This is a genomic window from Arthrobacter sp. fls2-241-R2A-200 (genome assembly GCF_030209745.1).
Taxonomy (GTDB): Bacteria; Actinomycetota; Actinomycetes; order Actinomycetales; family Micrococcaceae; genus Arthrobacter.
The window spans coordinates 154,715-179,450 of the sequence record NZ_JARVRJ010000001.1 but is presented as its reverse complement, the minus strand read 5'-3'; the positions used below and the strand labels follow the sequence as shown (position 1 = coordinate 179,450).

Below are 24,736 nucleotides of genomic sequence, written 5' to 3'. Positions count from 1 at the left end.
GTATTGGGTCATTAGCATGTCCCCTATGGACCAGCACAAGGCAATGACCCCCGATTCCTTCAATCAGGATGTCCGCACGCAAATGGACACCTTCTTGGACGACCACCGCCAGATGCTCAACGCGTCCCTGGATGGGCTGACGGAAGAGGAGGCTCGGCGATCCCTGGTTCCGTCGCGCACCACGTTGCTCGGCTTGGTGAAGCATGCCATTTTCGTCGAAAAGGTCTGGTTCGACGAAGCCATCAGTTGCAGGACCCGTGCCGAGATCGGCATCCCCGCAAGCCCTGACGAGTCGTTCATCCTTGACGACGGCGACACCATTGCCGGCATCCGGCAAGCGCACCGCCAGGCGTGCGAGGCGTCCCGCTTGGCCACGGCACCGCTGGGACTGGACGACTTGGTGATGGGCAATCGCCGCGGACCGCTACCCCTGCGCTGGGTGTACCTGCACATGCTCCGCGAGTTGGCCCAGCATTGCGGGCATGCGGATATTTTGCGGGAACAAATCCTGTCCACGCGTGCCTAAAAGCCTGAGGCAACGCAGAGAAACCCAGGCACGCACCCAGACTAAAATCCGTTGACACGTGACCAAATAGTCACCTATCCTGAAGCCATGGACACCGTGTTCAAGGCCTTGGCCGACCCAACCCGCCGTGAACTGCTTGATGAGCTGTTCCGCGAAGACGGACAATCCGCCTCGGCCCTCGGAGCCCGGTTCGAGATGACCCGGTTCGGCATCGCCAAGCACCTCAAACTGCTCGAAGACGCCGGACTGGTGGTCACGCGCCGTCGGGGGCGTGAAAAGCTGCATTTCCTGAACCCGGTCCCCATCCGCCTCATCCACGATCGCTGGGTGAGCAAATATGCAGAACCATGGGCCGCTGCCCTCAGCGACCTCAAATCCAGATTGGAAAGTCCCATGGAAAGAATTTTCGAGATCTACATCAAGACCACTCCGGAGTTGCTGTGGGAGGCCATCACTACCAGTGAGATCCGCAGCAAGTACCAGTTCGGGAACACCCTCACCGCCGACTGGACCCCGGGTGGCCACTTCGAGATGCACAACGGCAAAGCCGAGGCGCCCCTGGGCGAGGGCGAGAACATCGAAGTGGACCCACCGCGGAGACTCGTCCAGACCATGCGAGCGCTGTGGGGCGAGGACGTGAAGGCCGAGGGAACCTCCCGGATCACCTGGGAGATCGAGCCGGTGGGAGATTCGTGCCATCTCACCGTCACGCACGATCAACTCCGCGAAGGCGCCAACGAGCAGCTCTACGGCGGTTGGCCTATGATCCTCTCCGGCTTGAAAACCTGGCTCGAGACAGGCGAAACGCTCACGACGCCGGGTTCGCTTATGTACGCGTAGCGGCTAGCCACGCCGCCTGCAGGGTTCCCAAAAGGTGCGGAGCGAAGTCCTCGCCGATGGCCAGCACCACACGGCATCGGGCGCCGCGCTGGGCAGGGAACCCTGCATACTGTCCGCGAAGGTCACATACCGTTTGGCCACGTCCCGGCCCATCCGTGGTGTCCACTTGAACACGAACGGTGGGCGCGAGCGCTAGGTCCACACCCTCGACGGCGATGGCTGCGGCGAGCGGATCATGCATCGCCGAGCAAGCCCTCCCGAAGATGTCCACATAGAAGCCGAAGTAGTAACCCAGCATTTCACCCAGTGCCCGCGGGACGGGGTGGTCGGCAGCGAGGAGCTCCTGCCTGTGATGCTCTTCCAGGACGTTGGTCATGGTGACGTCCAAGGGCACCATGGTGACCGTCCAATCCGCCGTGAAAACATCTGCGGCGGCTTCCGGGTCGTTGGCAATGTTGGCCTCGGCCACTGGAGTGATGTTGCCCGGTGCCAATGCGGCGCCGCCCATGATGGTGATCCCAGCAACCAGTTGGGGCAGCTTGGGTTCCAAACGCAGGGCCTGGGCGATGTTGGTCAGCGGGCCGATTGCCACCACCTGCAACTCCCCCGCGTACTGGTGAGCCAGTTGGACCAACAGCTCGGCCGCGGATGCCTCGATGGGTTCCCGGTCGGAGGCGGGAAGATCCACCCCGCCGATTCCATTCTCGCCGTGGACGTGCGGTGCACCGCCGTGGAATGTACCCGCCTGGGGATCGTGGGCGCCGATTGCCACCGGAACGTCCGGGTGGCCGGCGAGGCTCAGCAAATCCAAGGTATTCCGGGCGCCACCAGCGGCTGACACGTTGCCGCTGACGGTGCCGATGCCCACCAGGTCTGCTCGTGGTGAAGCCAAGAGATAGGCCAGGGCCAGGGCGTCGTCGATGCCGGTGTCGCAGTCAAGGTAGAAGGGAGCGGGCTGGGTCATGGGTCTCTCGTTTCGGGTGGAGCGGATGTGGTGAGGCAGGCGGTGATGTGGGTACGGAAGCGGTGCTTCGGCGGCGTCGAACGTTAGATCTTTTCACCCTGTGGTGCTGCGATGAACAAGCTGACGACGAAAGCCAGGGCGGTGATGGCCACCGAGATCCAGAGTGCCGTCGAGTACCCGGCCGAGGTACCCAGGCCTGCGAACGGTGCCACCACTACGACGCCGAGGCTCGCCCCGATACCGAACGATGCGCCGTTGATGCTCGGCAAAGCGGCGGGAGCTTCCTTTGGCGACAGCAAAACGGACAGACCGTTGATGGCTGTGAGGAAGAGGCCGTTATAAAAGACTCCCAGCGCCGCGATGGCGATGAGGACGGCCACTTCGTTGTGGGCAAAGACCGCTGCAACGATGGCGCAGGCAAGGCTGGTTGCCGTGCCCACGCGAACAGTCTTGATCCAACCGCGACGGTCGGCAATCCACCCCGCGAGGGGTGCGGCAAAGACGCCAATCAGCGCTGCCGGGGTGAGGAACAGAAGCGCGGCAACGGACGCGGAGAGGCCGAAGCCGTTTGCCTTATCTTGGCTGAGCAGCACCACGGTGAAGTTGATGATGGCGAAAATTCCGGCGAGAGTCAGCACGGTGGTGGCGATGACCGGCCACACTTGGCGCGAGCGCAGGTGATGGACTGCAACGAGCGGTGTTGAGCGCTTCTTTTCGATCAGCCAGAAGCCGGCGAAGGATACGACACCTCCTGCGAGCAGGCCAAGGGCCGCCGGGGAGGTCCACCCGGCCGAAGATCCTGTGGATACGAAGTAGGTGATGAAAACCAGGAACACCGACAGGGACCCTGCGCCCCACCAGTCCATCCGGCCGGGTGCCACGGCGGACTTACCGCCGGGGACGACTTTGATGACGCAGACGACGGCGATCGCGGCCAGGGCAAGGATCGCGACAAAGATGGACTGGAAGCCGAGGGTTTCAGCCATGAGGCCGCCGAAGTAGCCATCCACGCCGCCGATGCCGCCGTTGATCGCTGCGATGATTCCGATGGATGTCCCGAAGAGGCGGGCCGGCAGGTACTCGTTAAGGATGATGTAGGAGAGGGCGAAGATGGCGCTGGAGACGCCCTGCATGAAGCGGCCTGCGACAAGGAGCGGAAGGCTTGGTGCGAAGATGCAGAGCACGGTTCCGGCGGCCATGATGCCCAGCACCAACAGGAGTGCGGTGCGGCGGCCGATGAAGTCGCTCCACCTTCCAATGACTGGCCCCGCAATGGCGCCGGCGAGGAAGAACATGGACTGCACCTGCGCCACGGCCTCGGGCGTTTCCCCGAAGAAGGAACCGATACGGGGCAACGCCGGGGTGATCATGCTCGCGTTGAGTTGGAATGCCAGGACGGCGAGCACCAAGGTGCTGATGAGCAAGGCAGCACGTCGACCCTCGACCTTGACCGGGCCCGGGTTCCCGCCGCCCAGGTATTGATCGCCAGTGGGCGGCGCTGTGGCGGTGTTGGGGATGTTCACATCAAACTCCTTTGTCCGAGGGCGCGGTGGGCGCCACAAGATGTGAGTTGTTATACAAGCATGTATTACGTGCTTGTGCAACCTGTCACATGCATCCGGTACAGTGTCGGTAACCCAAATACTTGTGAGGCACCCTTGACCGACAACGCCGTCCGCTTCTTGTCCCGGCCCATCGCCACCACCCCCGGTCAGCCCCTGCGCGTCGCGGCTTACTCCCGCATCGCCGAGGCCATCCGGACAAAGGTCCTGCCACCGGGCTCGCTGCTCCCTACGGAGACCGAACTGGGCACCATGATGGACGTCAGCCGCACCGTGATCCGGGAAGCCCTGATGTTGCTTGAGGAAGACGGCCTTACCCGGGCACGGCGGGGAGTGGGCCGGTTCGTGGCCGATTCCTTGCCCCGCATCGGGATAGAGCACATCCGCCCCTTCGATCAACTGCTCGGCGGCCCGCACCAGGACATCCAGGTCAAACGTGTCGCTGCCATCAAGCAGCCAGCCTCGGAATTCGTGGCGCCCGGCATCGGAGTTGAGCCCGGCGTCGACGTCTGGTTCTGGGAAAGCGTCCTCATCCGCAACGGCGAACCGGTAGCCCACCTCCAGGAAAACGTGTCGCAAGCAATCCCTGAAGCGGCGGCGCTGTCCGAGGCGGCCGAAGCTCCCACCCTCTCGGCTTCCACACTGCTGGAAGTGCTGAGCGGTCTCGCTGGGGTGAACCTAGGCCCCGGCGAGTGCGAGATCAGCCTGAGCACAGCCGGGCCCAGCCGTGCAAAGTTGCTGGCGCTCCGCCCCTCAGATCCTGTCCTGGTCCTCACCCAGTATGTCCGGCGAAACAATGCCCCGTTCTACCTGGCCAAATGCTTGGTCGCTGCCCGGGCGGGCCACCTCTCCGTCATACAGTCCTCCTGATCCCCTGCCGCATTCCTCCCGAAAAGGATCTTCCATGAGCACGCCCCTAGAGTCCCTTGACCCTTCTGCGCCCATTTCGCCCTGCGCGCTGACCATCGTGGGCAGCATCAACCTTGACATCACGGCCACCGCCAGCCGCCTCCCCTCGCCGGGAGAAACCGTCGGCGGGGCCGTCCTCCGGCAACAACCCGGCGGCAAGGGTGCCAACCAAGCCGTGGCGGCTGCGCGGCTCAGCGGCAGTTCCCGGATGGTGGGGGCGGTGGGCCAGGACGACGCCGGGCGGAGCCTCGTTGCGGCGATGGCGAGCGCCGGCGTCGACACCAGCGACGTGTCCCTGGTGGACGCAGCTACCGGCACCGCCTTGGTCCTGGTGGACAGCGACGGGGAGAACCAGATCGTCGTCTGCCCCGGCGCCAATTCTTCCGTGCGCTTGGAAGGTGTCTCTTTCAGTGACGATGAAGCCGTCCTCTGCCAGCTGGAGGTTGATCAGGAGGTAGTGCTCCAAGCCGCCCGCAAGTGCACAGGGTTCTTCGCGTTGAACGCCGCCCCGGCAGCACCGCTCATACCAGGGCTCTTGGAACGGTGCGACCTGGTGATCGTGAACGAGACGGAATATGAGCTGATCCCCGCCCTCAAACAGGCTCCCCTGGTCGCGGTGACCTACGGTGGCGACGGCTCAGCGATCTTCGTCGACGGCGAACGGGTTGCCGAAGCTCCAGCGGTGAAGGTCACAGACATTGCCAATACCATCGGAGCCGGAGATGCTTTCTGCGCTGCATTGGTCCTGGCACTCCAGTCCGGGCTGGAGTACGGGCACGCCCTGGCCGTCGCCAATGCGGTGGGTGCGGACGCCGTTCGTGATGCGTCATCCCAGCCGGCCTTGAAGCCGCTGACGCACTACATCGAAGCGACTCACCCCGCAGCGGAGCTCGGCTAAAGAAACGGGGAGGCCTTCCGGCGCCAGAATGCTACGATTGCTACGGAGGCGATAACATGACAACTATCCCGCACCGTGAACTACGCAACCAGAGCAGTAAGATCCTGGAGCGTGTCAAAAACGGCGAAGTTATTGACGTCACCAACAACGGCGAGGTAGCAGCCACTCTTATTCCGCCGTCGGCTTCACCCTTTGAGCGTTTGCTCCAAGCAGGCAGCGTCCGCCCAGCCAGCGAGGCGCCGGTGGATTTCGCGATTCTTCCCCGCATCAAGAGCGAAATGTCCACAGCAGAAATCCTGTCCGATCTGCGTGGCGATCGGTGATCCTCTACGTTGACACCTCTGCCTTCCTGAAGCTCGTGGTCGAAGAGCGGGAATCGTCCGCCACCGCCGCACACCTTTCCGAGGTAGCTGGATCGGGCGGACACCTCGTGGCTTCCATGCTCCTCTACACGGAAATGCACTGCGCGGCCCGTCGCAGGCACATCCCGTTCGACCTCGCAAACGCGGCGCTGGCCGGAATCAATTTGGTGGACGTGACCCGCTCGGATCTTATGTATGCCGCAGCCATGCCAAGACAACTTCGGAGTGCTGAAGCCATTCATCTGGCAACAGCCATCCGGCTCCAGGCCGACAGTATGCTCGCTTACGACTCGGAGTTACTCCTTGCAGCAGTGGAATCCGGGATCACGACGACGTCCCCCGGCACGTAGCCAATCGGCTACCCCACCGGGCTACCCCACAATCCGGAAGTCGTCGAACTCCCCCGTGGCTTCAGCTATCCGGAAATCGACGTCCTCAACCCGCCCCGGCGCATGCTTGGAATGAAGCCAGCCCGCAAGGTTCTCTACCTCGGCCACTTGCCCCTCAGCGATCAACTCCACCGCGCCATCGGTCGTGTTGCGGACGGTTCCCTTTAGTGCGAGCTCGCGGGCTTTTCGTGCCGTCCCATAACGGAAGCCCACTCCCTGGACCACGCCGGTAACCCGGGCCGTGAGGCGAACCTGGTCTGCTGCCATGAAGCCACCTTAACGAATCCCGCCCTTGTCCGTCACACCTCCCGTACAACGGGCGCATGCGCGAACAAGGGCGGGAGCCAGCAGCGAAGATGCCTAGCTGATCACGATGTCGCGCGTCTCGTGGCTGTACGTGATGGTGACGGGACCGCCGTCGTGGTGCAGTTCGTGGTTGGCACCGTCCCGGGCACCGAACGCACCGTAGTTCTCGTCCCACGAGCGGTTCAGCGCGATTTTGTACGTGTAGTGCCCGGCCGGCAAGTCAGCGGTCAGTGTCCACACCTGCGCGGTGGCATCGAAAGTCATCTGGGCTTCGTCATGCTGCGGCGCCCAGTCCTCCGGCGCGCCCAGGACCGTGTTGAAGTCCCCCGCCACGGCGACGGCGTCCGGCTGCGGCAAGGTCTCGACGGCGGAAGCCGGTGCGGCCTTGGCGCTCGCCTTGCGAGGAGCCTTCTTAGCGGCAGCAGCTTTGGTAGCGGCGGCCTTGGGAGCGGAGATCCTGGCCGCGGCGACCTTGGGCTCGGCGACGTCGGTTGCCGCCTCGGCAGGGGCGGTAGCGGGGGCGGCAACCTTCTTGGCCGAGGCGCGCTTGGTGGCAGCCTTCTTCGCTTGGGCATTCACCGGCGGGGCGGTCGGAACAGGGGTGTCGGCAGGAACCGGTGTTCCGGCGTCGAGCGCTGCGGCAAAAGCCGCGGGATCGGCGAAGGCGACCGTGGCACGCAGTCCGTCCTCGGGAATGGTCCAGCCGGAGCGGCCCTTGACCAGCCAGCCGGCCTTGACCAACTTGGCCGAAGCCGACGTCAGGGTCTTGTGGCCCCGCGGGATGCCACCGCTGAGCAGCTCGGCTTCGTGGTCATTGAACGGGACCCGGGCCGTCGCTTCAGCCAGTACCTCCCCGGCGTTCAGCGTCGTCCCGGCCCACACGCTTTCAGCGAGGATGTCCAAAACGGCCTTCAGACGAAGGGTGGTGTTTTCGGCGGTGTTCGCGCCCATGCTTCTCCTTCAACGGTGGATACTCCACAGCAGTTTGCCAATGATTTGTTAATTCCCGCGCCTACGGAACGTAAACACCGTGTGTCGTGACCGAGTGTGACATCACAACGGGCCCAAGTGGTTCACGCCTCTCAGCTAGCGGCGAGGACCCACCGCGTCACCTCATCGAGCAGCTGGGTCTTTCGGGCATCGCTGGCGAACGAGGACCTGATGGAGTTTGCCGCCAACGTTGCCTGTTCCGGCACGGAAAAGCCGAGGACTTCCCCCATCTGCTTGAAGTTATCGTCCACGTAACCACCAAAATACGCGGGATCGTCCGAATTAACCGAAACGTTCAGGCCAACGGCAAGCATGGCGGGCAACGGATGGTCAGCGAGTTTGTCCACTGCACGGAGACGGACGTTGGAGAGCGGGCAAACCGTCAGCGGCACCTGCTCGGCCACGAGCCTCTGGACAACGGCCGTATCCTCCATGCACCTGATGCCGTGATCGATCCTTTCAACGTGCAAACGGTCCAGGGCCTCGGTGATGTACGACGCCGGCCCTTCCTCGCCAGCGTGGGCGATCCGGTGAAGTCCCGCTTCGCCGGCCCGCCGGTAAAGCCGCTCAAATTTCGACGGCGGATTGCCCACCTCCGCGGAGTCCAGGCCGATACCAGCGATCGGTGCGTGCATGGCCAGGAGTTGGTCCAGCACCTCTAGTGCCGAGTCCTCGGACATGTCGCGCAGGAAAGCGGCGATGAGGAGGGTCGAAACACCAAAGTCTTCCTCGGATGTGGCCAAGGCGTTGGCCACACCGTTGACGCACGTTTCCAATGCCACGCCGCGCGAGGTGTGGGCCTGTGGGTCCATCATGATTTCGGCATGGCGCACTCCCCCGGCGGCTGCCCGCTTCAGGTAGGCCCGCGTCATGTCGGTGAAGTCCTGCTCAGTCCGCAGGACTGCCATGTTGGCGTAGTAGAGGTCCAGGAAAGACTGGAGGTCCGTGAATTCGTATTTTTCCCGGAGCTCGTCGATGTCCTCATAGGGCAAGTCGATGCCGTTACGTTCGGCCAGGGCAAAGATCAGCTCCGGCTGGAGAGTCCCTTCGATGTGCAGGTGCAGTTCGGCAACCGGGGGCGCCGTCGTCGTCGTTTTCTCGCCAAAAGTTTCCACCCGACAACTCTAGGCCCCATCCGCGGACGTGTCCCGGAGCACTCAACTTGGTTCTCAGGCGCAGCACCGTCAAACTGAAAGGATGCAGACCTTCCTCCCCTTTGCCGATTTCCGTCAGAGCGCCGCCGCGCTCGACACCTCAAGGCTCGGCAAGCAGCGCGTCGAAGCTCTGCAAGTTCTCCGCGCGCTCGTGATACCCGAGTACGGCTGGCAGTCCCACCCCGCTGTCCGCATGTGGATGGGGCACGTCCCTGCGTTGACCATGTACGGATTGGCAATGGCGGACGAATGGATGGAACGCGGCCACCCGGACAACACGCGGGACAACATCGCCGAATTCGCACCCCAGGCCGCGCACCCTGACTACGCCTCCAGGATCGTCATGCCGCCATGGTTGGGCAACGAGGACCTCCACCGCAGCCACCGCTCCAAGCTCATCGGCAAAGATCCCAAACACTACAGCGAACTCTTCGCAGGCACCGAAGAGAGGCTCGAGTACATTTGGCCGGAGCCCAAGCACGAGTTCCACCCGGAGGACCCTGAGGAAGACAGCCTCTGGATCCTGCGCGCCAACGTGGAGGATCTCCGCCCGGAGCAGCTCACCACGGTCAGCATGCCGCCGCACGGCAAGGCGAAGCCTGTTGCCGCTTCGGCTGAGGACGGTTACGAATTCGTGTACGCCGAGGAGAAGGCACGCCGGCAGGTAGGCGGGCCCAAGAAGCGTCCTGTAAAGCAGCAGGAGAAGAAGCCCACCCGGAAGCGCCAGGCCCAGGAGCGTGCGTTCAACACGCTGCCCGGCAAGTCCGAGCTCGCCGTTCCGTTCGACGGCGGCCGCATCTTCGCCGTCGGACTCGTTCAGGGCCGTCCCATCACGGTAGACGGACGATTCGCCCGCAACTTCGAGGTCACCAACGTGGTCAACCGTTCCGACTTCGACTACCCCGCGCTGCTGCAGGATCCGCGCGTGTTCTTCCCGGTTCCGGCACCGCAGTAGCCCCGAAAGCCTCGTCCTGCGGGCACGTGCCTTAGGCGTGCGTGCCCTGGGGATGGGCCGCGACGATGCTGAGGGCCAGCAGACACGTCGCACGCACTTCACCGTTGGAAAGATCCAGGCCCAGGGCGTCCTCGATCTTACGCAGCCTGTAGCTGAGGGTGTTCCTGTGAATGAAGAGCTCATCGCAGATTTCCCGTGAGCTGCCGCTGTGCCGCAAGTAGGAGGCGAGGGTCTCGCGCAGGGCGCTGCCGCCGTCGGACGTCAGCGGCGCCAGCAGCCGCTGGGACATGGCCACGAGCCCGGCACTGGGCAGCCCTTGGACGATGCCCGTCAGGTCGGCCAGCGGAGCTGTTCGGACCCCGGGCTTGCCAAGGTGGCGGCGGGCCAGGTTGAGCGCCAACGGTAGCTCGCTCAGCGTGCTGGCCTCCGTGACCACCACGGCGAGTTCGGGCGCGTCGTTGAAGAAGCCCCGGATCATCTCCAAAAGTCCCAGGCTTCCCCTCTTCTGCTGCACGAGCAGCGTGGTCAGCCCCTTCTCCTCCATGAAACGGACGATGCCGAAGTTGGTTTCAAGCCCCACCCTGGCCCTCCATGCGATGGCCCGGAGTTTAAGCCGCGGGATGTCCTTGGACGCACCGATCAGCACGGACCCCCACGTCTCTTCCGGATCAAAGCCAGTATCGACAGCCAGGCGCTTCAGCTGCGCCGGCGTGGTTCCCCTGTCCTCGTAAAGCGCCTCCATGAACCGCGCGGCCTCACGGGAGTGCAAGGGCGAGCGCGATCCCAGCGTGTAACTCAACTGCATGGCGATTACTGCTGCCACCGGGCCAAGGATCGGCTGAAGCACCACGGTGCTTTTGATGCCCTCGATCATGAGCCTGAAACGCTGCGACTCTCCGCTCGGAATGCGCAGGGTTGTCCGCGCAGTACCTCCCCCGGCGTCTCCTGCCCCGATAAGTTCGAACCCGACGTCGTCCACCACCGTCACCCGCGCTTGGACGAACGAGGCCACCCGTTCGAGGACCGTGGCCAGCGAGCGGCCGTCAGCTGCCAAGCGGGTACACTCGTCGGCCAGCTCCCACCCCGAACGGAGTTCCTCATAGCGTTCGGTGGCGATCACCTGCTCGACGTGCCGCATGACCAGGACGAAGGGGACCTCTGGCGGCAGTTCCAACAGCGGGAGGCCTTGTGCCTCGCAGGCTTCCACCAAACCCGACGGGAGCTCGCGGTGGGCTGCCCCCAAACCGAACACGAGCCCCGCCACCGGAACCTCCATCAGGCGCTCGACGTAGGCTTCCCAGATCCGGTAGTCCTTGACATTCAGCCCCATCCCGTTGGTCAGTACCAGGGCATTGACGCTGAGGAAGGGGGTAGGGTCCATGTGTTCCGTCGGGGCACACCAGGTGATGGGCCTCGCCAAGCGGCCGGGCGTCCCTTGGACCCGAAGGGCAATCTTCAGGTCAGGGTCTTCCATCAAGTCCGAAACACGCATGTGAGCCTCCAACATTGGCGGCGCTTCGCCCCACTAATAGTGCAGCCATCATAATCCACCCGCGAATATTCAGCAGCTTGCACAATTACCCTGCAGGCCGCGTTTGGATAGCGTTGCCCCCATGCATACGAATGTGACCCCCAGCACTCCTGCGTCCAGCCCCGGTAGGGCTGTGCTCTTGAACTCGGACATGGGCGAAGGCGTAGGCCTTCACGAATTCGGCAACGACGAGCAGCTGATGCGGATCATCGACGTCGCCAACGTGGCCTGTGGCTACCACGCGGGCGATCCGGACGTCATGAACAGGACCGTGGAACTCGCCGCCGAACACGGCGTGGCCGTCGGCTCCCACCCAGGCCTCCCCGATCCCGTTGGCTTTGGCCGGCGGCGCATGGTCCTCGGGCCGGAAGAGGTTGAGTCGATCATCCTCTACCAGACCGGCGCGTTGACCGCGTTTCTGGGCAAACACGGCTTGCCGCTGAACCACATCAAGCCCCACGGCGCCCTGTATGGAATGTTGGCCGGTGACGAGGAGCTCATGGCCGCTGCTGCCGGCGTTGCCAAACTGTTCAACGTCCCGTTCTTCGGCCTCGCAGGCACAGCGCACGAGTCCGTCTGCAAGGCCATGGGCGTGGATTTCATCCCCGAGCTGTACGTGGACCTCAACTACGGCCCGGCCGGCGAGCTCCTGATCCAGCGCAGGCCCGAACCCACCAACCCCGATGCCGCGGCTGACCGCGTCAGGAAAGCGCTCGACGGCGGTCCAGTCCTGGCTGTCGACGGCACCGAACTGGACATCACTTTCGGCAGTATCTGCGTCCACTCTGACGCCCCGAATTCGGTGGCGGTGGCTTCGGCCGTCCGAGCTGTGCTCGACGCCCGCTGACCCCTTCCTGTCCTCACACTGATTTTCCAACAACCCTCTGAAAGCGAGAACACCCTATGGGAACCATCGTCTCCCCGCTTCCCGGCATCTTCTACCGGAAGCCCGGTCCCGGCAAGCCTCCGTTCGCCAACGAAGGCGACACCATCGAAGTAGGCCAAACCCTGGGCATCGTTGAAATCATGAAGCAGTTCACCGAAATCCAGTCCGACGTTGCCGGCGTCCTCGAATCGTTCGAGGTGGCCGAAGGTGACATGGTCAACCCGGGCGACCCCATCGTCGTCGTACGTGAAGGTTAGGCAACCATGATGAAGAAGTTGCTGATCGCCAACCGCGGCGAGATCGCGGTCCGGATCCTCCGGACCGCCCGGGACATGGGTATCGGCACGGTGGTGGTCGTGAGCGAGGCCGACGTCAGGTCCCTCGCCGCCCGAACCGCCGACGAGTACGTGGTGGTTGGTCCCGCACCAGCGCCCGCCAGCTACCTTAATCAGGACGCGATCATCGCCGCTGCCCTTGAAACAGGTTGCGACGCCGTCCACCCCGGCTACGGCTTCCTCTCCGAGAACGCTTCCTTTGCCCGCAAAGTGGCGGACGCCGGGTTGATCTGGGTAGGACCGGACGCCGATGCCATCGAGATGATGGGAAACAAGTCGCTTGCCCGGGAATCGGCCCACAAGGCCGGCGTCCCGGTGCTGCGCGGCTCCGACGGTCCCTTGGACCCGGCCGCCGACGCTGTGGCCATTGCAGCCGGGATCGGCTACCCCTTGGTAGTCAAAGCATCTGCCGGCGGCGGTGGGCGCGGCATCCGCTTCGTCAACAGCGAGGACGAACTGCTGCAGACTATCGAGATGGCCCGTGGCGAGGCAGCGTCGGTCTTCGGTGATCCCACGGTCTACCTGGAACGCTTCGTTGAGCATGCCCGCCACGTGGAGGTCCAGATCCTGGGCGACGGTACCAACTTCATCCACCTCGGCGACCGTGACTGCTCCATGCAACGGCGCTCCCAGAAAGTCATCGAAGAAGCACCGGCCCCTGATCTCCCGGAAGCCGTGCGGCACACCATCCGCGAATCATCCGTGGAACTGGCCAGGCAGTGCGGATACCGGGGAGCCGGGACCGTTGAGTTCCTGTACGACCCCCGGAATCACGAGGCCGCGTTCATCGAGATGAACACCCGCATCCAAGTGGAACACCCCATCACCGAACAGATCACCGGCGTGGACCTGGTCCGTGAGCAGCTCCTCATCGCAGGCACCGGTTCCATGTCCCTCACCCAGGACGACATCCATTTCACCGGCCACGCCATCGAGTGCCGGATCAACGCCGAGGACCCCAGCAACAACTTCTTCCCCAGCCCCGGCGAGCTCGGCTCCGTTGAATGGCCTTCAGGTGAAGGCATCAGGGTTGACACCGGCGTGGACACCGGATCCGTCGTGAGCCCTTACTACGACTCCATGCTGGCAAAGCTGATCGTCCACGCAGCTGACCGCGACGCCGCCATCGCCGCCGCCCTTGAAGCCCTCGACAACGTGCACGTTGAGGGAGTCAAAACAACCGTTCCGGTGCATAAGATGCTGCTGGCGCGTCCCGAATTCGCCTCCGTCACCCACCATTCCAAGTTCATCGAGTCCGCTCCCGATCTTTTGGAGGCGAAATGACCACGCCCAGCACAGCGCTCTCGTCAAACTCCGTGCGGAGTGAAGCCCGCTACACCTGGGGCGGTGACGAGTTCCTGTTCGTTGAAGTGGACGAGTCCATGAGCCTCGCCGCGAACTTCAAGGTCATGTCGATCGCCAGGAAACTGGCCGACGCCGAGCTGTCCGGCGTCGTCGATATCTGCCCCGCCAACGCCTCGCTCCTGGTGCGGTTCAACCCGGACATCCTGCCGCCGTCGACCCTGGAATCAACGGTCCGGAAGATCGAACTGGAACTCCGGAACCACGACGAACAGTCGCTGGAAACCAGGATCATCGAGGTCCCTGTCTGGTACGACGACCCCTTCACGGCCGAGGTAGCCCAGCGGTTCCGCGAAGGGTTCCACCAAGAACCCGGCGGCACGGACCTTGACTACGCGGCGAAAGTCAACGGGCTGAAGGACGCTGCGGAGTTCATCCGCCGCCACCACGAACAACCCTGGCTTGTTTCCATGGTGGGCTTCGTGGCCGGGCTGCCGTTCCTCTTCCAGTTGGTGGAGCGCGACAAGCAGTTGCAGGTCCCCAAGTACCTCAGCCCTCGGACCGACACGCCCAAACTCACCGTGGGCCACGGCGGTTGCTTCGCGGCCATCTATTCAGTGCGCGGCGCCGGCGGCTACCAAATGTTTGGGGTGGCCGCGGCTCCGATTTACGATCCCGCGCAGTCGCTGGCCGACTTCAAAGACTTCATGGTCTTCTTCCGCCCGGGCGACATCGTCAAGTTCAAGCCGGTCACCGAGGACGAGTACAACGCCATCCAAGCCCAGGTTGAGGACGGCAGCTACCGGTACCGTCAAGTCCCTGTCACCTTCGACGCCGGCAGGGCGTTGTCCGATCCGCAGGCCTACAACCAGGAACTCATGGAGGCCCTCAATGGCATTTGAAATCAAGAACCCCGGCCTCGCCACCACGGTTCAGGACCAAGGCCGCACGGGCTACTACAACGTGGGCATCCCGCAGAGCGGGTCCATGGACCAGTATTCCGCGGAACTGGGAAACGGGTTGGTTGGCAACCGCCCCGGCGATGCTGTCCTGGAGTGCACGTATTTGGGCCCGGTCCTGGTGACCGACGCCGAGGCCGTCATAGCGATCACCGGCGCCCCCGTGGAGGTCAAAGTCAACGGAGAGGCCAAGCCCCAGTGGACGCGGCTTCACCTGGCTGCCGGCGACGAACTCAGCTTCGGAGTGATCCAGGGCGGCACCCGGTACTACATCGCCGTCCAGGGCGGGATCGACGTTCCTGAAGTCCTGGGTAGCCGCTCAACGTACACCTTGGGCGGTATCGGCGGGCTCAACGGCAGAAAACTCGAAGCCGGAGACCTTGTACCGGTTGGTTCGGCGCGCGGTGACCTTCCCTCCGTTGAGACGCTCCCTGAGTCCTTCCGTCCTTCCTTTGCCAAGGAACAGTCCGTCCGGATCGTCCTGGGCCTCTACGACCACCGGCTCACCGATGCAGGAAAGGACAACCTCCTGAACGGGGAATGGAAAGTCACTCCTGTGGCGGACCGCATGGGCCTGCGCTACTCCGGTCCAGGCGTGGAGTGGAAGGAACGCGAACAGCCCTTCGGCGCCGGATCAGATCCTTCCAACATCGTGGATGCGGGCTATGCGGTGGGTTCCATCCAGATTCCCGGAGGAACCCAGCCCATTATCCTGCACCGCGACGCTGTCTCCGGTGGAGGCTACGCTATGGTCGCAACCGTCATCAGTGCGGACATGGACCTCGTTGCCCGCGCGGCTCCCGGCACGGTGACCACATTCGTCGCAGTCAGTCAGGACGAGGCCATCGTCGCCCGCAAGGAACGCGCCGAGCAGAAGAGCAAGGCGTGGGAATCCCTGGGCGCTAAGCCCTGACCCGAAGTTGCATCAGCGAAGTGGCATCAGCAAGGTGCGGTGCGCCGGTGGCGCGCCGCGTCTTGCTGAAGCGCGGGCCGCACCTTTCTGGAGCGCGCCGCATCTTCCTGGAGCGCGTGCCGCGCTGCGTGCGGAACCGGGTCTGTGAGACGGTGGAGGGACGCACGTACTCGGGAGAACCATGGATTTCCAGCACATCATTGAACAAGTCGGCAGCTACATGGACGCTGCCGGTGTGGCCATCATGGTGGTGGGCGCCGTGGTTTCGCTTCCGATGGCGCTCCGGGGCTACCAACCCGAGCGTGCCGAGGGCCTGGCCCCGTTCTCGCCGTACCGGGCTTACCGGCAACTACTGGGGCGATCGATCCTGCTGGGTCTTGAGCTCCTGGTGGCTGCCGACATTATCCGCACCGTTGCGGTCACCCCGACGTTTGAAAGTGTCGGAGTTCTGGCGATTATTGTTCTGATCCGGACGTTCTTGAGCTTCTCCCTCGAGTTGGAAATCACCGGCCGCTGGCCATGGCAAAAGGAAAAGAACCCCGGAAGTGGTACCTCGGCGCCCAGCACCTCGGTTCCGTCCTAGGCCCGCAGCGACGATCCGACCATGACGCCGCCGTGGACTCCTGACATTCTGGGTGAGGGCTTTGAGCAACTAACGCTACAGCTCGACGCCGGTGCTGTCGCCACGTTGGTCAGGTACCTTGGCGCACGCCCCGACGGCGCCGAGCAGCCCTGGGCGGGAGAGACAGACCAAGTATCGACGCCGGGCATCGACGCAGACGTACTTTACGTGCACGGTTGGTCCGACTACTTTTTCCAGCGCCATGTGGCCGAGTTCTGGCACCGAGCCGGCGCACGTTTCTACGCCCTGGACCTGCGCAATTACGGCCGGAGCCTCCGTCCGGGACTGACTCCGGGTTTCGTGACGGACCTTGCCGACTACGACTCCGATATCGCAGCCGCATTGGAAGCCATGGGCCGGTCTGGTGCTGCGGCTGGAACGAAGCGGCCCCTGATCCTGCTGGGCCACTCCACCGGCGGACTTACCCTGAGCCTGTGGGCCCACCGCCATCCCGGCGCCGCGGATGCACTGATCCTCAACAGTCCGTGGCTGGAATTCCAAGCCACCGAGTTCGGGCGGCGTGCCATTGCGCCCCTAGTGGGGCTGCGCGCCCGCCTTCACCCCCTGGTGCCGTTGCCGCCCGTGGATCCCGGCATCTACACCCGAGCCGTATCAGCCACGCTCGACGGCGAATGGGACTACAACCTTCAATGGCGGCCGGATCGCGGGTTTCCCATCACCCCCGCATTCCTTGACGCCGTATTTCGAGGGCAGGCAACCGTGGCTGCAGGCCTTGGCATCGACATCCCGGTGCTCGTGTTGCTCTCGGACAAGAGCTACCTCCAGCCAAAGTGGTCCGCCAACGCGCTCACAGCGGACGTCGCACTCAACGTGGACGCCGTCGCCCACCGGGCGCTGTCCTTGGCGGACACTGTGACAATCAGCCGCCTGCCCAACGCTTTGCACGACATCTTCCTGTCGTCCGAACCTATCCGGCGGCTGGCCCTCGAACGCATCGGCCGCTGGCTTCCGGTGGCGCTACAGCAAGCTGACGCACTCGTGTGGAAGGCCAGGACGGCTGACTTGTGACGCGCCGGCGAATCCCACCGTGCAGCACGCTGGATCATGCCGACAGCAGGCTACTTGCCAAGCCCGGCGCGGCGGAGTGCCTCGGCCATGGCTGTGTTGCCGGGAGCTGCGGGGGCTTGCTGAGGCTTTCCTTGGGGCTTGCCTTGGCGAGAGTTCCCCTGCCGGCGCTCGCCCTGCCCCGGTTGCGAGCCGCCGCGCGGGCCCGGCTGGCCGCCTGCACGCTGCGCAGTTGCACGCTGCGCGCCGGCATCACGAGCACCTGCATCACGAGCACCGGAACCACGCCCACCAGCGGCGCCCGGCTCGTCGTCGAGCCTTAACGTCAGCGAGATCCGCTTGCGTTCGGGGTCGGCCTCGAGAACCTTGACCCGGACCACCTGCCCTGACTTCACGATCTCCCGCGGATCCGAGACGAACCTGTTCGACAGTGCGGATACGTGCACCAAACCGTCTTGGTGGACTCCGACGTCGACGAAGGCACCGAACGCGGCCACGTTGGTCACCGTGCCTTCAAGGATCATGCCTGGTTTGAGGTCCGAGATCTTCTCGATCCCTTCGGAGAAGGCGGCGGCTTTGAACGCCGGCCGGGGGTCACGGCCGGGTTTCTCGAGTTCGGTCATGATGTCCCGAACCGTCGGAAGGCCAAAGGTGCCGTCAACGAAAGCCTGCGGATCCAGAACGGTTGTCGGTCCACCGCCGGCCGCCGCCAGGATCTTCCGCGCTACGGAGTACGCCTCGGGGTGGACGCTGGAAGCATCGAGTGGTTCCGCTCCCCCGGTGATCCGGAGAAATCCCGCGCACTGTTCGAAGGCCTTGGCACCGAGCCTCGGGACTTTCTTCAGGTCGCTTCGCTTGGCGAAAGGTCCATTCTCGTTGCGGTACGCCACGATGTTCTCGCTGAGGAGCGGTCCGACGCCGGCCACCCGGCTAAGTAGCGCCGGGGAGGCCGTATTGACGTCAACACCAACAGCGTTCACGCAGTCCTCAACCACGGCATCAAGGGATCTATCCAGCTTCGCGGCAGTGACATCGTGCTGATACTGGCCCACGCCAATGGACTTGGGTTCGATTTTGACCAATTCGGCCAACGGATCCTGCAACCGCCGGGCAATGGAGACCGCGCCGCGGAGTGAAACATCCATGCCGGGAAGTTCAGAGGCCGCCAAGGCGGAGGCCGAATACACAGATGCGCCAGCCTCGGACACCACAAGCTTCTGGACGCCCTTGGAGCCAGCGGCTTCAAGGGACTTGATGAGCTCAGTGGCAAGCTTGTCCGTTTCTCGGGAGGCTGTCCCGTTGCCGATCGCGACGAGTTCCACGTTGTGTTGTTTGGCCAGCCGCACCAGTGTGGCCAATGCCTCGTCCCACTTCTTGGCGGGAGCGTGCGGGTAGATAGTGTCCGTGGTGACAACTTTGCCGGTGCCGTCCACCACCGCGACCTTTACACCCGTCCGGAGCCCTGGATCCAAGCCTAGTGTGGCCCTGTTCCCGGCGGGAGCGGCAAGGAGGACATCACGGAGGTTCGCAGCGAAGACCCGCACGGCTTCGTCCTCGGCGTCAGCAAACATCCGTCCGCGGAGATCCGTTGTGAGGCGATCCAAGATGCGGCCGCGCCAGGCCAGTTGGGCGGTCTGCATCAGCCAGGCGTCAGCAGGCCGGCCATGGTTGGCGACGCCGAGGCGCGTGGCCACAGCGTTCTCATAGCGGCTGCGGGCGGCGGCCAGGGCGTCGTCGTCAGCCGGGTCCGCTTCGGCGAGATCCAACTCCAGGATCCCATCCTTCTCGCCGCGCAAGAGGGCGAGCACCCGGTGCGACGGCATGCCGGAAGGTACCTGCGTGAACTCGAAGTAGTCCTTGAACTTTTGGCCTTCGGCCTCCATGCCCTTCTTGACGCGGGACACCATGCGCCCCTGCTTCCACAGGCGCTCACGCAGATCCTCTGCCAGATCCGCATCTTGCCCCACCCGCTCCACCAAAATGGCGCGGGCACCTGCGAGCGCGGCAGCAGCGTCCCCTATTGCATGCTCGGCGTTCAGGTACTTCGCAGCTTCAGCCGCGGGGTCCAGCTGCGGGTTCGCCAGCAGGACATCGGCGAGCGGTTCCAGCCCCGCCTCCCGCGCGATCTGGGCTTTGGTGCGGCGCTTGGATTTGAACGGAAGGTAGATATCTTCCAGCCTGGCCTTGGTGTCCGCTCCGACGACGGCGGCCTCCAGTTCCGGGGTCAGTTTGCCTTGGGCAGCAATCGCCTCAAGGACGGACCGGCGGCGGTCCTCCAGTTCACGCAGGTAACGCAGCCGTTCTTCGAGGTCCCGCAATTGGGTGTCATCGAGCGTCCCGGTGACTTCCTTGCGATAGCGGGCGATGAAGGGGACGGTGGATCCGCCGTCGAGCAGTTCCACCGCTGCCTTAACCTGCCATGCCTTGACGCCGAGTTCAGAAGCGATCAAGGCATGGATGGCCGTATCTACGGAAGCTGCTGGCTGGCGCTGGAGATTTAAAGTCACCATGACAGTTTGCCTCACCCGGCCGACAGTTTCAGTTCGCTTTTCCACAAGGGCTATCCCGGGGGCCGGGTTAGTGCTGTAGTTGAATCAGGCTTGGACAAGCGGGCCGCGAGGCGTTCTGCCACGGATGCCTCGCGGCGGCTGGGGGTTCTGGGTGTCCGTTTTCGGCGCCACGGACAAATTCTTTTTTCGGAAACGTTCCCAGCAAGATGCGCTCAATGCGATCCTGCAGCAGCAAGGTACCTCACGCTCGCGCCCGATCAGGCTCCCAAAAGACATGGACGCCCAGCTGATTGTCCGATTAGGAATGCCTTGCCCTCTATATTGTCGGTGCCCGCTGATAGCTTGGCTGGAAGGCATTCATTCCTGGCACGGAAGGTAGGTGGACCGCGGTGTTCTTTCTCGATCCTGAGACAGCGGGGGCACAGCCGGACCTGGTTTTTTCCGCCAGCGACCTCGTCATCGCCGCTACGTGCGAATACCAACTGCTGCGCAAACTTGACGAGAAACTTGGCCGCTCAGCAAGGCCTGACTTTCCCGCTGATGCCATGCTGGAGCGGACCTCAAGGTTGGGGGACGTCCACGAACACCGCGTCCTTGACGAGTTCGTGGACACTTTCGGTGCCTGGAATCCGGTCACGGGAAGAGGCGTTTACGACGTCGTTCCCGCCGAGGCAATGGATCGTGCCACCCTTGCGGCCAAGCATGCGGAGTCCATTGAAGCCCTGCGGTCAGGGGCGGATGTGGTTTTCCAAGCCGCTTTCTTTGACGGTCGATTCCACGGCCGCTCGGACTTCCTGGTGAAGAGGCACGGAGGCCACTACGCCGTCTACGACACCAAGCTGGCCAGGCACGCCAAAGTCACAGCCCTCTTGCAGCTGGCGGCGTATGGGGACCAACTCCTGCAGGCGGGCATCACTCCGGATCCCACCCTCACGTTGGTTCTTGGCAATAGGGTGAATAGCGATCATCCCCTTTCCCAGATCCTTCCCGTGTTCAAGGAACGCCGCGAGCGCTTCCTAGGCATGACGGCCATGCATATTTCCGGCAGCGGCCCGGTTGAGTGGGGTGACTCCAGCTTCTCTGCCTGCGGCAGGTGCGACTACTGCACGGAACAGGTCACCTTGCATCGGGATCTCCTGATGGTTGCTGGTATGCGCATGAGCCGCAGGAAAAAGCTGATCATGGCCGGAATCACCACCATCGATCAGCTGGCGGCATCGCCCGCGGATACCAACGATTCCACGTTCATGCGCCTGCGCGGGCAAGCACGGCTTCAGACCGGAACCGGTCATCCCGATGGGACCGTCAACTACACGGATAAAGCCGGACAAGCCAAAGCCATCAGCTACGAAGTGTTGCCTGAAAACACCTTGGGCCGCATTCCCGCACCCGATCCCGGTGATATCTTTTTCGACTTTGAAGGCGACCCCCTGTGGGAGGATCCTGCCACCGGAAAGTGGGGCCTTGAGTATCTCTTCGGCGTCATTGAGAACCCGCTGAGCCCCGGGGCTGACCCGGTCTTCCGGCCCTTCTGGGCTCACTCCCGGGCCGAGGAAGGCCAAGCATTCGTAGAGTTCCTCGACTACGTGGCAAAACGGCGCGCCAAGTATCCGAACATGCATATCTACCACTACGCCGCTTATGAGAAAACGGCGCTGAGGAATCTGTCCCTAACGCACATAGTGGGTGAGAACGCCGTCGACGACCTCCTGCGGGACGGTGTCTTGGTGGACCTCTATGACACCGTGCGGCACAGCATCCGCATCTCGGAAAACTCCTACAGCATCAAGAAACTTGAACCGCTGTACATGGGACAGCATCTGCGCTCGGGGGACGTCGTCGACGCCGGAGCTTCCGTGGTTGCCTACGCTGACTATTGCACGGCCCGGGACGTCGGACGGGCCGAAGATGCCGCCACAATTCTGGAGAGCATCCGCGACTACAACGAGTACGACTGCCTGTCGACGTTGGAACTGCGGAACTGGCTGCTGAGGCTCTCGGCTGGACGTGACATTGAGCCGGCCGGCGCCGGCGTCGTGGAGGGGGACCCGCCCCGTGGCCCGGAAGAATCCACGCCCGGGTACGAGGCCGCCCCTGAGGAAACGGCCCTCTTGGATTACCTGGCCGGCCTCCCCGAGGAACAGCGGGCCTCGGCAGATTCACGGGCCATCGCTATCGTTGCTGCGGGCGTCGGCTATCACCGCCGCGAGGACAAGCAGTACTGGTGGGGACACTTTGACCGTCTGGAGAAACCCGCCAGCCAATGGCCTGACGAGCGGGACATTTTCGTCGTGGAACAGGCCCTGGTGCTCCAGGATTGGGCCAAACCAACACCTCGTAGTAACCCAGCCCGGATCGTTGAACTGATAGGCCGTTCAGGGGACGGCTCTGGCTTGGAGCCGGGGAAGACGTACTTCCGCATGTATGGTGCGCCCCTGCCCGACGCCCTTGCCGAGAAGGCATCAGCGGCACTTGGTCGGGCGGGCTGGCCAGGGACCGAAGTTATCGGGATCGGGGAAAGAGGCGACGCGGAGACGGCGACTATCCGGGAAGGTCTCCGCAAAGACTCCGCCGAGTTCAGCCAGGTGCCCATGGCGCTGACTCCGGACACCCCCATTCCCACCAACGGCCAGAAGGCTGCACTGGCTGCCTTGGCTGCAAAGCTGGATGACTCATTGCCTGATTGGCCCCAAGACCCGGCATTGGACCTCGTTCGGCGGAAGCCCCCGAAGCTCCGCACGCTCGCAGCGCTTCCAGCCGTGAGGCCAGGGCCGGACGGCTACATCGATGCCATCACTGAGGCAGTTCAAGACCTTGAACACTCCTACCTCGCCGTCCAAGGTCCGCCGGGCAGTGGCAAGACGTACGTGGGCGCGCATGTCATCGCCGCGCTCGTGGCCAAAGGCTGGAAGGTGGGAGTAGTTGGGCAATCACATGCGGTGGTGGAGAACCTGCTGTGCGCGGCCGTGGAGAAAGCCGGAGTCGATCCCTACCGGGTAGCAAAAGAGGTCAAACACAACGACCCCGTGCCATGGAAGCAATGCGGTAAAGGCCATGTCCAGGAACTTCTTTCCAGCGCCGGCGGCGGCCTCATTGGCGGTACGGCGTGGACCATGGTGGGCAAGGACGTTCCAGCAGGGGTGTTGGATCTGCTGGTCATCGACGAGGCCGGGCAGTTCTCCCTCGCCAACACCATGGCCGTGAGCCGCGCGGCCAAACGGCTTTTGCTCTTGGGCGACCCCCAACAGCTGCCCCAAGTGACCCAAGGAAAGCATCCGGAGCCGGTGGATGAATCCGCGTTGGGCTGGCTATCGGACGGCCACAACACCCTGCCGCCAGAGCTGGGTTACTTCCTGGCATCGTCATGGCGGATGCACCCGGACCTTTGCAGCGCCGTCTCCGAGCTGTCCTATGACAATCGGCTGGAGTCCGCACCGGCAGCTGAGTTGCGCCGTCTGGAGGGAGTAAAGCCAGGCGTCTCCTGCGTTTACGTCCCACACAGCGGCAACTCGTCGTCGTCCCCCGAAGAAGCTGCGGAAGTAGTGCGTCAGGTCAAAGCGCACCTCGGCCTGCTCTGGCTCGATCCATCCCACTCGGAAGACAGCAGACCACTCGACGAACCCGACATCCTGGTGGTCGCGGCCTACAACGCCCAAGTCCAGCTCATCAAGCACGAACTCCGGGCCGCGGGTCTGGGCAAGGTGCGCGTAGGGACCGTGGATAAGTTCCAAGGCCAGGAAGCGCCCGTTGTCATCGTCTCCATGGCCGCGTCCGCCGCTGGAGAGGTTCCGCGCGGCATGGAGTTCCTGCTCTCACGCAACCGGATCAACGTGGCGGTCTCACGCGGTCAGTGGCGTGCCGTCGTCGTGCGTTCACCTGAACTGACCAACTACCTCCCCACGCACCCCGAGGGCCTGGAGAACCTCGGTGGGTTCGTGGCCCTCTGCCAGCGCGGCGGCGCCACGCCGGGTTACCCAACTAACCAGCAGATGAAGACGATCGGTTCCCGCTAAACGGCCTGATGTGCGACCCGGTTGGAGAGGGTAAGTGCCTCGTCGAGGACAGCACCAAAGTTCGCGGCATCATGGGCGAAGCGGCCAAGGAAAAGACCGGAAACCCCGGAGAGCCCGGGCAACAGCCCCGGCTTGGCCGAGCCGCCGTAAATCACAGGCAACCCCGAGAGGCCGTACTGGGAAAGGGCGGCGCGCAAGGCGGCAACTACCTTGGACACATACGTGCTCGACGCCGGTTCGGGTGCCCCTATTGCCCACACCGGTTCGTACGCGATGAGGAGTTTCGAGGCTGCGGACCAGTCGCCGGACACGGCTGCCTCGATCTGGCGGAAGACCGTACCTGCTGCTTCCGCCGGCTCGGCAGTCTCCGCCTCCCCCACGCAGAGCAAAGGTGTGATCCCAGCGCCCAACGCCGCGCGGACCTTCAGTGCCACCATAGGATCGTCCTCCGCGAAGAATTGACGTCGTTCCGCATGGCCGATCTCCACCAAGCCAGCACCCAGTTCCGCCAGCATCGACGGTGAAACCTCGCCCGTCCACGGTCCCTCAGCCCAACCGCAGTTCTGCGCACCGAGAAGCAAGGGGGTACCGGCCATCAAGCGTGCAGCCTCGGGCAGCACCGGGAAGGACGGGATGACGAACGGGACAACCCGCCCGGCCGCGAGGGCCGGACGGGCGTCCACTTCTGCGAGCAATTGCTCCAGCCACACCAGGCTCTGTGCGTAGCCCATGTACATCTTGCTGCTGACGCCAATGAACAGGGTGTCCTGCATGGAAGATGTGT

23 protein-coding genes are annotated in these 24,736 nt (G+C 63.7%); 15 read left to right on the top strand and 8 right to left on the bottom strand.

What is annotated here, in order from left to right:
• Positions 1–25 precede the first annotated feature (25 nt).
• Together QRN42_RS00835 and QRN42_RS00830 are read left to right on the top strand one after the other, a co-directional pair.
• Positions 26–526: a DinB family protein gene (locus QRN42_RS00835; protein WP_284977579.1), complete on the top strand. Its 501-nt coding sequence runs from the start codon at positions 26–28 to the stop codon at positions 524–526.
• An 87-nt stretch (positions 527–613) separates the two neighbouring features.
• Positions 614–1,366, top strand: coding sequence for an ArsR/SmtB family transcription factor (locus QRN42_RS00830; RefSeq protein ID WP_284977578.1), 753 nt, complete (start codon positions 614–616; stop codon positions 1,364–1,366).
• On the opposite strand, the gene QRN42_RS00825 is transcribed toward QRN42_RS00830, so the two are convergent.
• Both QRN42_RS00825 and QRN42_RS00820 read right to left on the bottom strand, forming a co-directional pair.
• Positions 1,353–2,330, bottom strand: a complete 978-nt coding sequence (locus QRN42_RS00825) for a nucleoside hydrolase (RefSeq protein ID WP_284977577.1) — start codon at positions 2,328–2,330, stop codon at positions 1,353–1,355. The genes QRN42_RS00830 and QRN42_RS00825 overlap by 14 nt on opposite strands.
• A gap of 83 nt (positions 2,331–2,413) precedes the next feature.
• Positions 2,414–3,853 carry an MFS transporter gene (locus QRN42_RS00820; protein ID WP_502869466.1) on the bottom strand — a complete coding sequence of 480 codons (1,440 nt, stop codon included), beginning with the start codon at positions 3,851–3,853 and terminating at the stop codon, positions 2,414–2,416.
• Positions 3,854–3,988: 135 nt separating this feature from the next.
• Between QRN42_RS00820 and QRN42_RS00815 the strand changes: the two genes are divergently transcribed.
• The 4 genes from QRN42_RS00815 to QRN42_RS00800 are packed head-to-tail and all read left to right on the top strand — an operon-like array spanning position 3,989 to position 6,411.
• A complete protein-coding gene (locus tag QRN42_RS00815) occupies positions 3,989–4,762 on the top strand; it encodes a GntR family transcriptional regulator (RefSeq protein WP_284977576.1) in 774 nt (257 codons plus the stop codon).
• 34 nt (positions 4,763–4,796) lie between these two features.
• Positions 4,797–5,699 carry a ribokinase gene (locus tag QRN42_RS00810; RefSeq protein ID WP_284977575.1) on the top strand — a complete coding sequence of 301 codons (903 nt, stop codon included), beginning with the start codon at positions 4,797–4,799 and terminating at the stop codon, positions 5,697–5,699.
• Between the two features lie 56 nt (positions 5,700–5,755).
• The gene (locus QRN42_RS00805; protein WP_284977574.1) at positions 5,756–6,022 is read left to right on the top strand and encodes a type II toxin-antitoxin system Phd/YefM family antitoxin; all 267 of its coding nucleotides are present in this window, start codon (positions 5,756–5,758) and stop codon (positions 6,020–6,022) included.
• Positions 6,019–6,411, top strand: coding sequence for a type II toxin-antitoxin system VapC family toxin (locus tag QRN42_RS00800; RefSeq protein WP_284977573.1), 393 nt, complete (start codon positions 6,019–6,021; stop codon positions 6,409–6,411). Before QRN42_RS00805 ends, QRN42_RS00800 begins: the two co-directional genes overlap by 4 nt.
• A gap of 21 nt (positions 6,412–6,432) precedes the next feature.
• Here QRN42_RS00800 and QRN42_RS00795 read toward each other — a convergent pair whose 3' ends face one another.
• The 3 genes from QRN42_RS00795 to QRN42_RS00785 form a co-directional block, all read right to left on the bottom strand.
• Complete coding sequence (locus tag QRN42_RS00795) at positions 6,433–6,717, bottom strand: acylphosphatase (RefSeq protein ID WP_284977572.1); 285 nt, start codon at positions 6,715–6,717, stop codon at positions 6,433–6,435.
• Between the two features lie 93 nt (positions 6,718–6,810).
• Complete coding sequence (locus QRN42_RS00790) at positions 6,811–7,707, bottom strand: pullulanase X25 domain-containing protein (RefSeq protein WP_284977571.1); 897 nt, start codon at positions 7,705–7,707, stop codon at positions 6,811–6,813.
• 131 nt (positions 7,708–7,838) lie between these two features.
• Positions 7,839–8,861 (bottom strand): adenosine deaminase, encoded by a 1,023-nt coding sequence (locus tag QRN42_RS00785; protein ID WP_284974242.1) that lies wholly within the window; start codon positions 8,859–8,861, stop codon positions 7,839–7,841.
• An 82-nt stretch (positions 8,862–8,943) separates the two neighbouring features.
• On the opposite strand from QRN42_RS00785, the gene QRN42_RS00780 reads away from it, so the two are divergent.
• Positions 8,944–9,855, top strand: a complete 912-nt coding sequence (locus tag QRN42_RS00780; RefSeq protein ID WP_284977570.1) for an MSMEG_6728 family protein — start codon at positions 8,944–8,946, stop codon at positions 9,853–9,855.
• Positions 9,856–9,886: 31 nt separating this feature from the next.
• Here QRN42_RS00780 and QRN42_RS00775 read toward each other — a convergent pair whose 3' ends face one another.
• Positions 9,887–11,347: a PucR family transcriptional regulator gene (locus tag QRN42_RS00775; protein WP_284977569.1), complete on the bottom strand. Its 1,461-nt coding sequence runs from the start codon at positions 11,345–11,347 to the stop codon at positions 9,887–9,889.
• Positions 11,348–11,468: 121 nt separating this feature from the next.
• On the opposite strand from QRN42_RS00775, the gene pxpA reads away from it, so the two are divergent.
• The 7 genes from pxpA to QRN42_RS00740 all read left to right on the top strand — a co-directional run bounded on the left by pxpA (position 11,469) and on the right by QRN42_RS00740 (position 17,432).
• Positions 11,469–12,233: a 5-oxoprolinase subunit PxpA gene (gene pxpA / locus QRN42_RS00770; RefSeq protein WP_284977568.1), complete on the top strand. Its 765-nt coding sequence runs from the start codon at positions 11,469–11,471 to the stop codon at positions 12,231–12,233.
• Between the two features lie 56 nt (positions 12,234–12,289).
• Positions 12,290–12,529 (top strand): acetyl-CoA carboxylase, encoded by a 240-nt coding sequence (locus QRN42_RS00765; RefSeq protein ID WP_090820234.1) that lies wholly within the window; start codon positions 12,290–12,292, stop codon positions 12,527–12,529.
• Positions 12,530–12,535: 6 nt separating this feature from the next.
• Positions 12,536–13,891, top strand: coding sequence for an acetyl-CoA carboxylase biotin carboxylase subunit (locus QRN42_RS00760; RefSeq protein WP_350224855.1), 1,356 nt, complete (start codon positions 12,536–12,538; stop codon positions 13,889–13,891).
• Entirely contained in the window at positions 13,888–14,811 is a 924-nt protein-coding gene (locus QRN42_RS00755) for a 5-oxoprolinase subunit B family protein (RefSeq protein ID WP_284977567.1), read from the top strand. Before QRN42_RS00760 ends, QRN42_RS00755 begins: the two co-directional genes overlap by 4 nt.
• The gene (locus QRN42_RS00750) at positions 14,801–15,781 is read left to right on the top strand and encodes a 5-oxoprolinase subunit C family protein (protein ID WP_284977566.1); all 981 of its coding nucleotides are present in this window, start codon (positions 14,801–14,803) and stop codon (positions 15,779–15,781) included. Before QRN42_RS00755 ends, QRN42_RS00750 begins: the two co-directional genes overlap by 11 nt.
• 181 nt (positions 15,782–15,962) lie before the next feature.
• Positions 15,963–16,364: a DUF1622 domain-containing protein gene (locus QRN42_RS00745; RefSeq protein ID WP_284977565.1), complete on the top strand. Its 402-nt coding sequence runs from the start codon at positions 15,963–15,965 to the stop codon at positions 16,362–16,364.
• Between the two features lie 21 nt (positions 16,365–16,385).
• Positions 16,386–17,432 carry an alpha/beta hydrolase gene (locus tag QRN42_RS00740; protein ID WP_284977564.1) on the top strand — a complete coding sequence of 349 codons (1,047 nt, stop codon included), beginning with the start codon at positions 16,386–16,388 and terminating at the stop codon, positions 17,430–17,432.
• A gap of 50 nt (positions 17,433–17,482) precedes the next feature.
• On the opposite strand, the gene QRN42_RS00735 is transcribed toward QRN42_RS00740, so the two are convergent.
• Entirely contained in the window at positions 17,483–19,939 is a 2,457-nt protein-coding gene (locus QRN42_RS00735) for a Tex family protein (protein WP_284977563.1), read from the bottom strand.
• A 389-nt stretch (positions 19,940–20,328) separates the two neighbouring features.
• Here QRN42_RS00735 and QRN42_RS00730 point away from each other — a divergent pair, with 389 nt between their 5' ends.
• Positions 20,329–23,952: a TM0106 family RecB-like putative nuclease gene (locus tag QRN42_RS00730; protein ID WP_284977562.1), complete on the top strand. Its 3,624-nt coding sequence runs from the start codon at positions 20,329–20,331 to the stop codon at positions 23,950–23,952.
• Here the strand turns inward: QRN42_RS00730 and QRN42_RS00725 are convergent.
• The gene (locus QRN42_RS00725) at positions 23,949–24,725 is read right to left on the bottom strand and encodes a triose-phosphate isomerase family protein (protein ID WP_284977843.1); all 777 of its coding nucleotides are present in this window, start codon (positions 24,723–24,725) and stop codon (positions 23,949–23,951) included. The two genes, QRN42_RS00730 and QRN42_RS00725, sit on opposite strands and share 4 nt — an antisense overlap.
• Between the last annotated feature and the right edge of the window lie 11 nt (positions 24,726–24,736).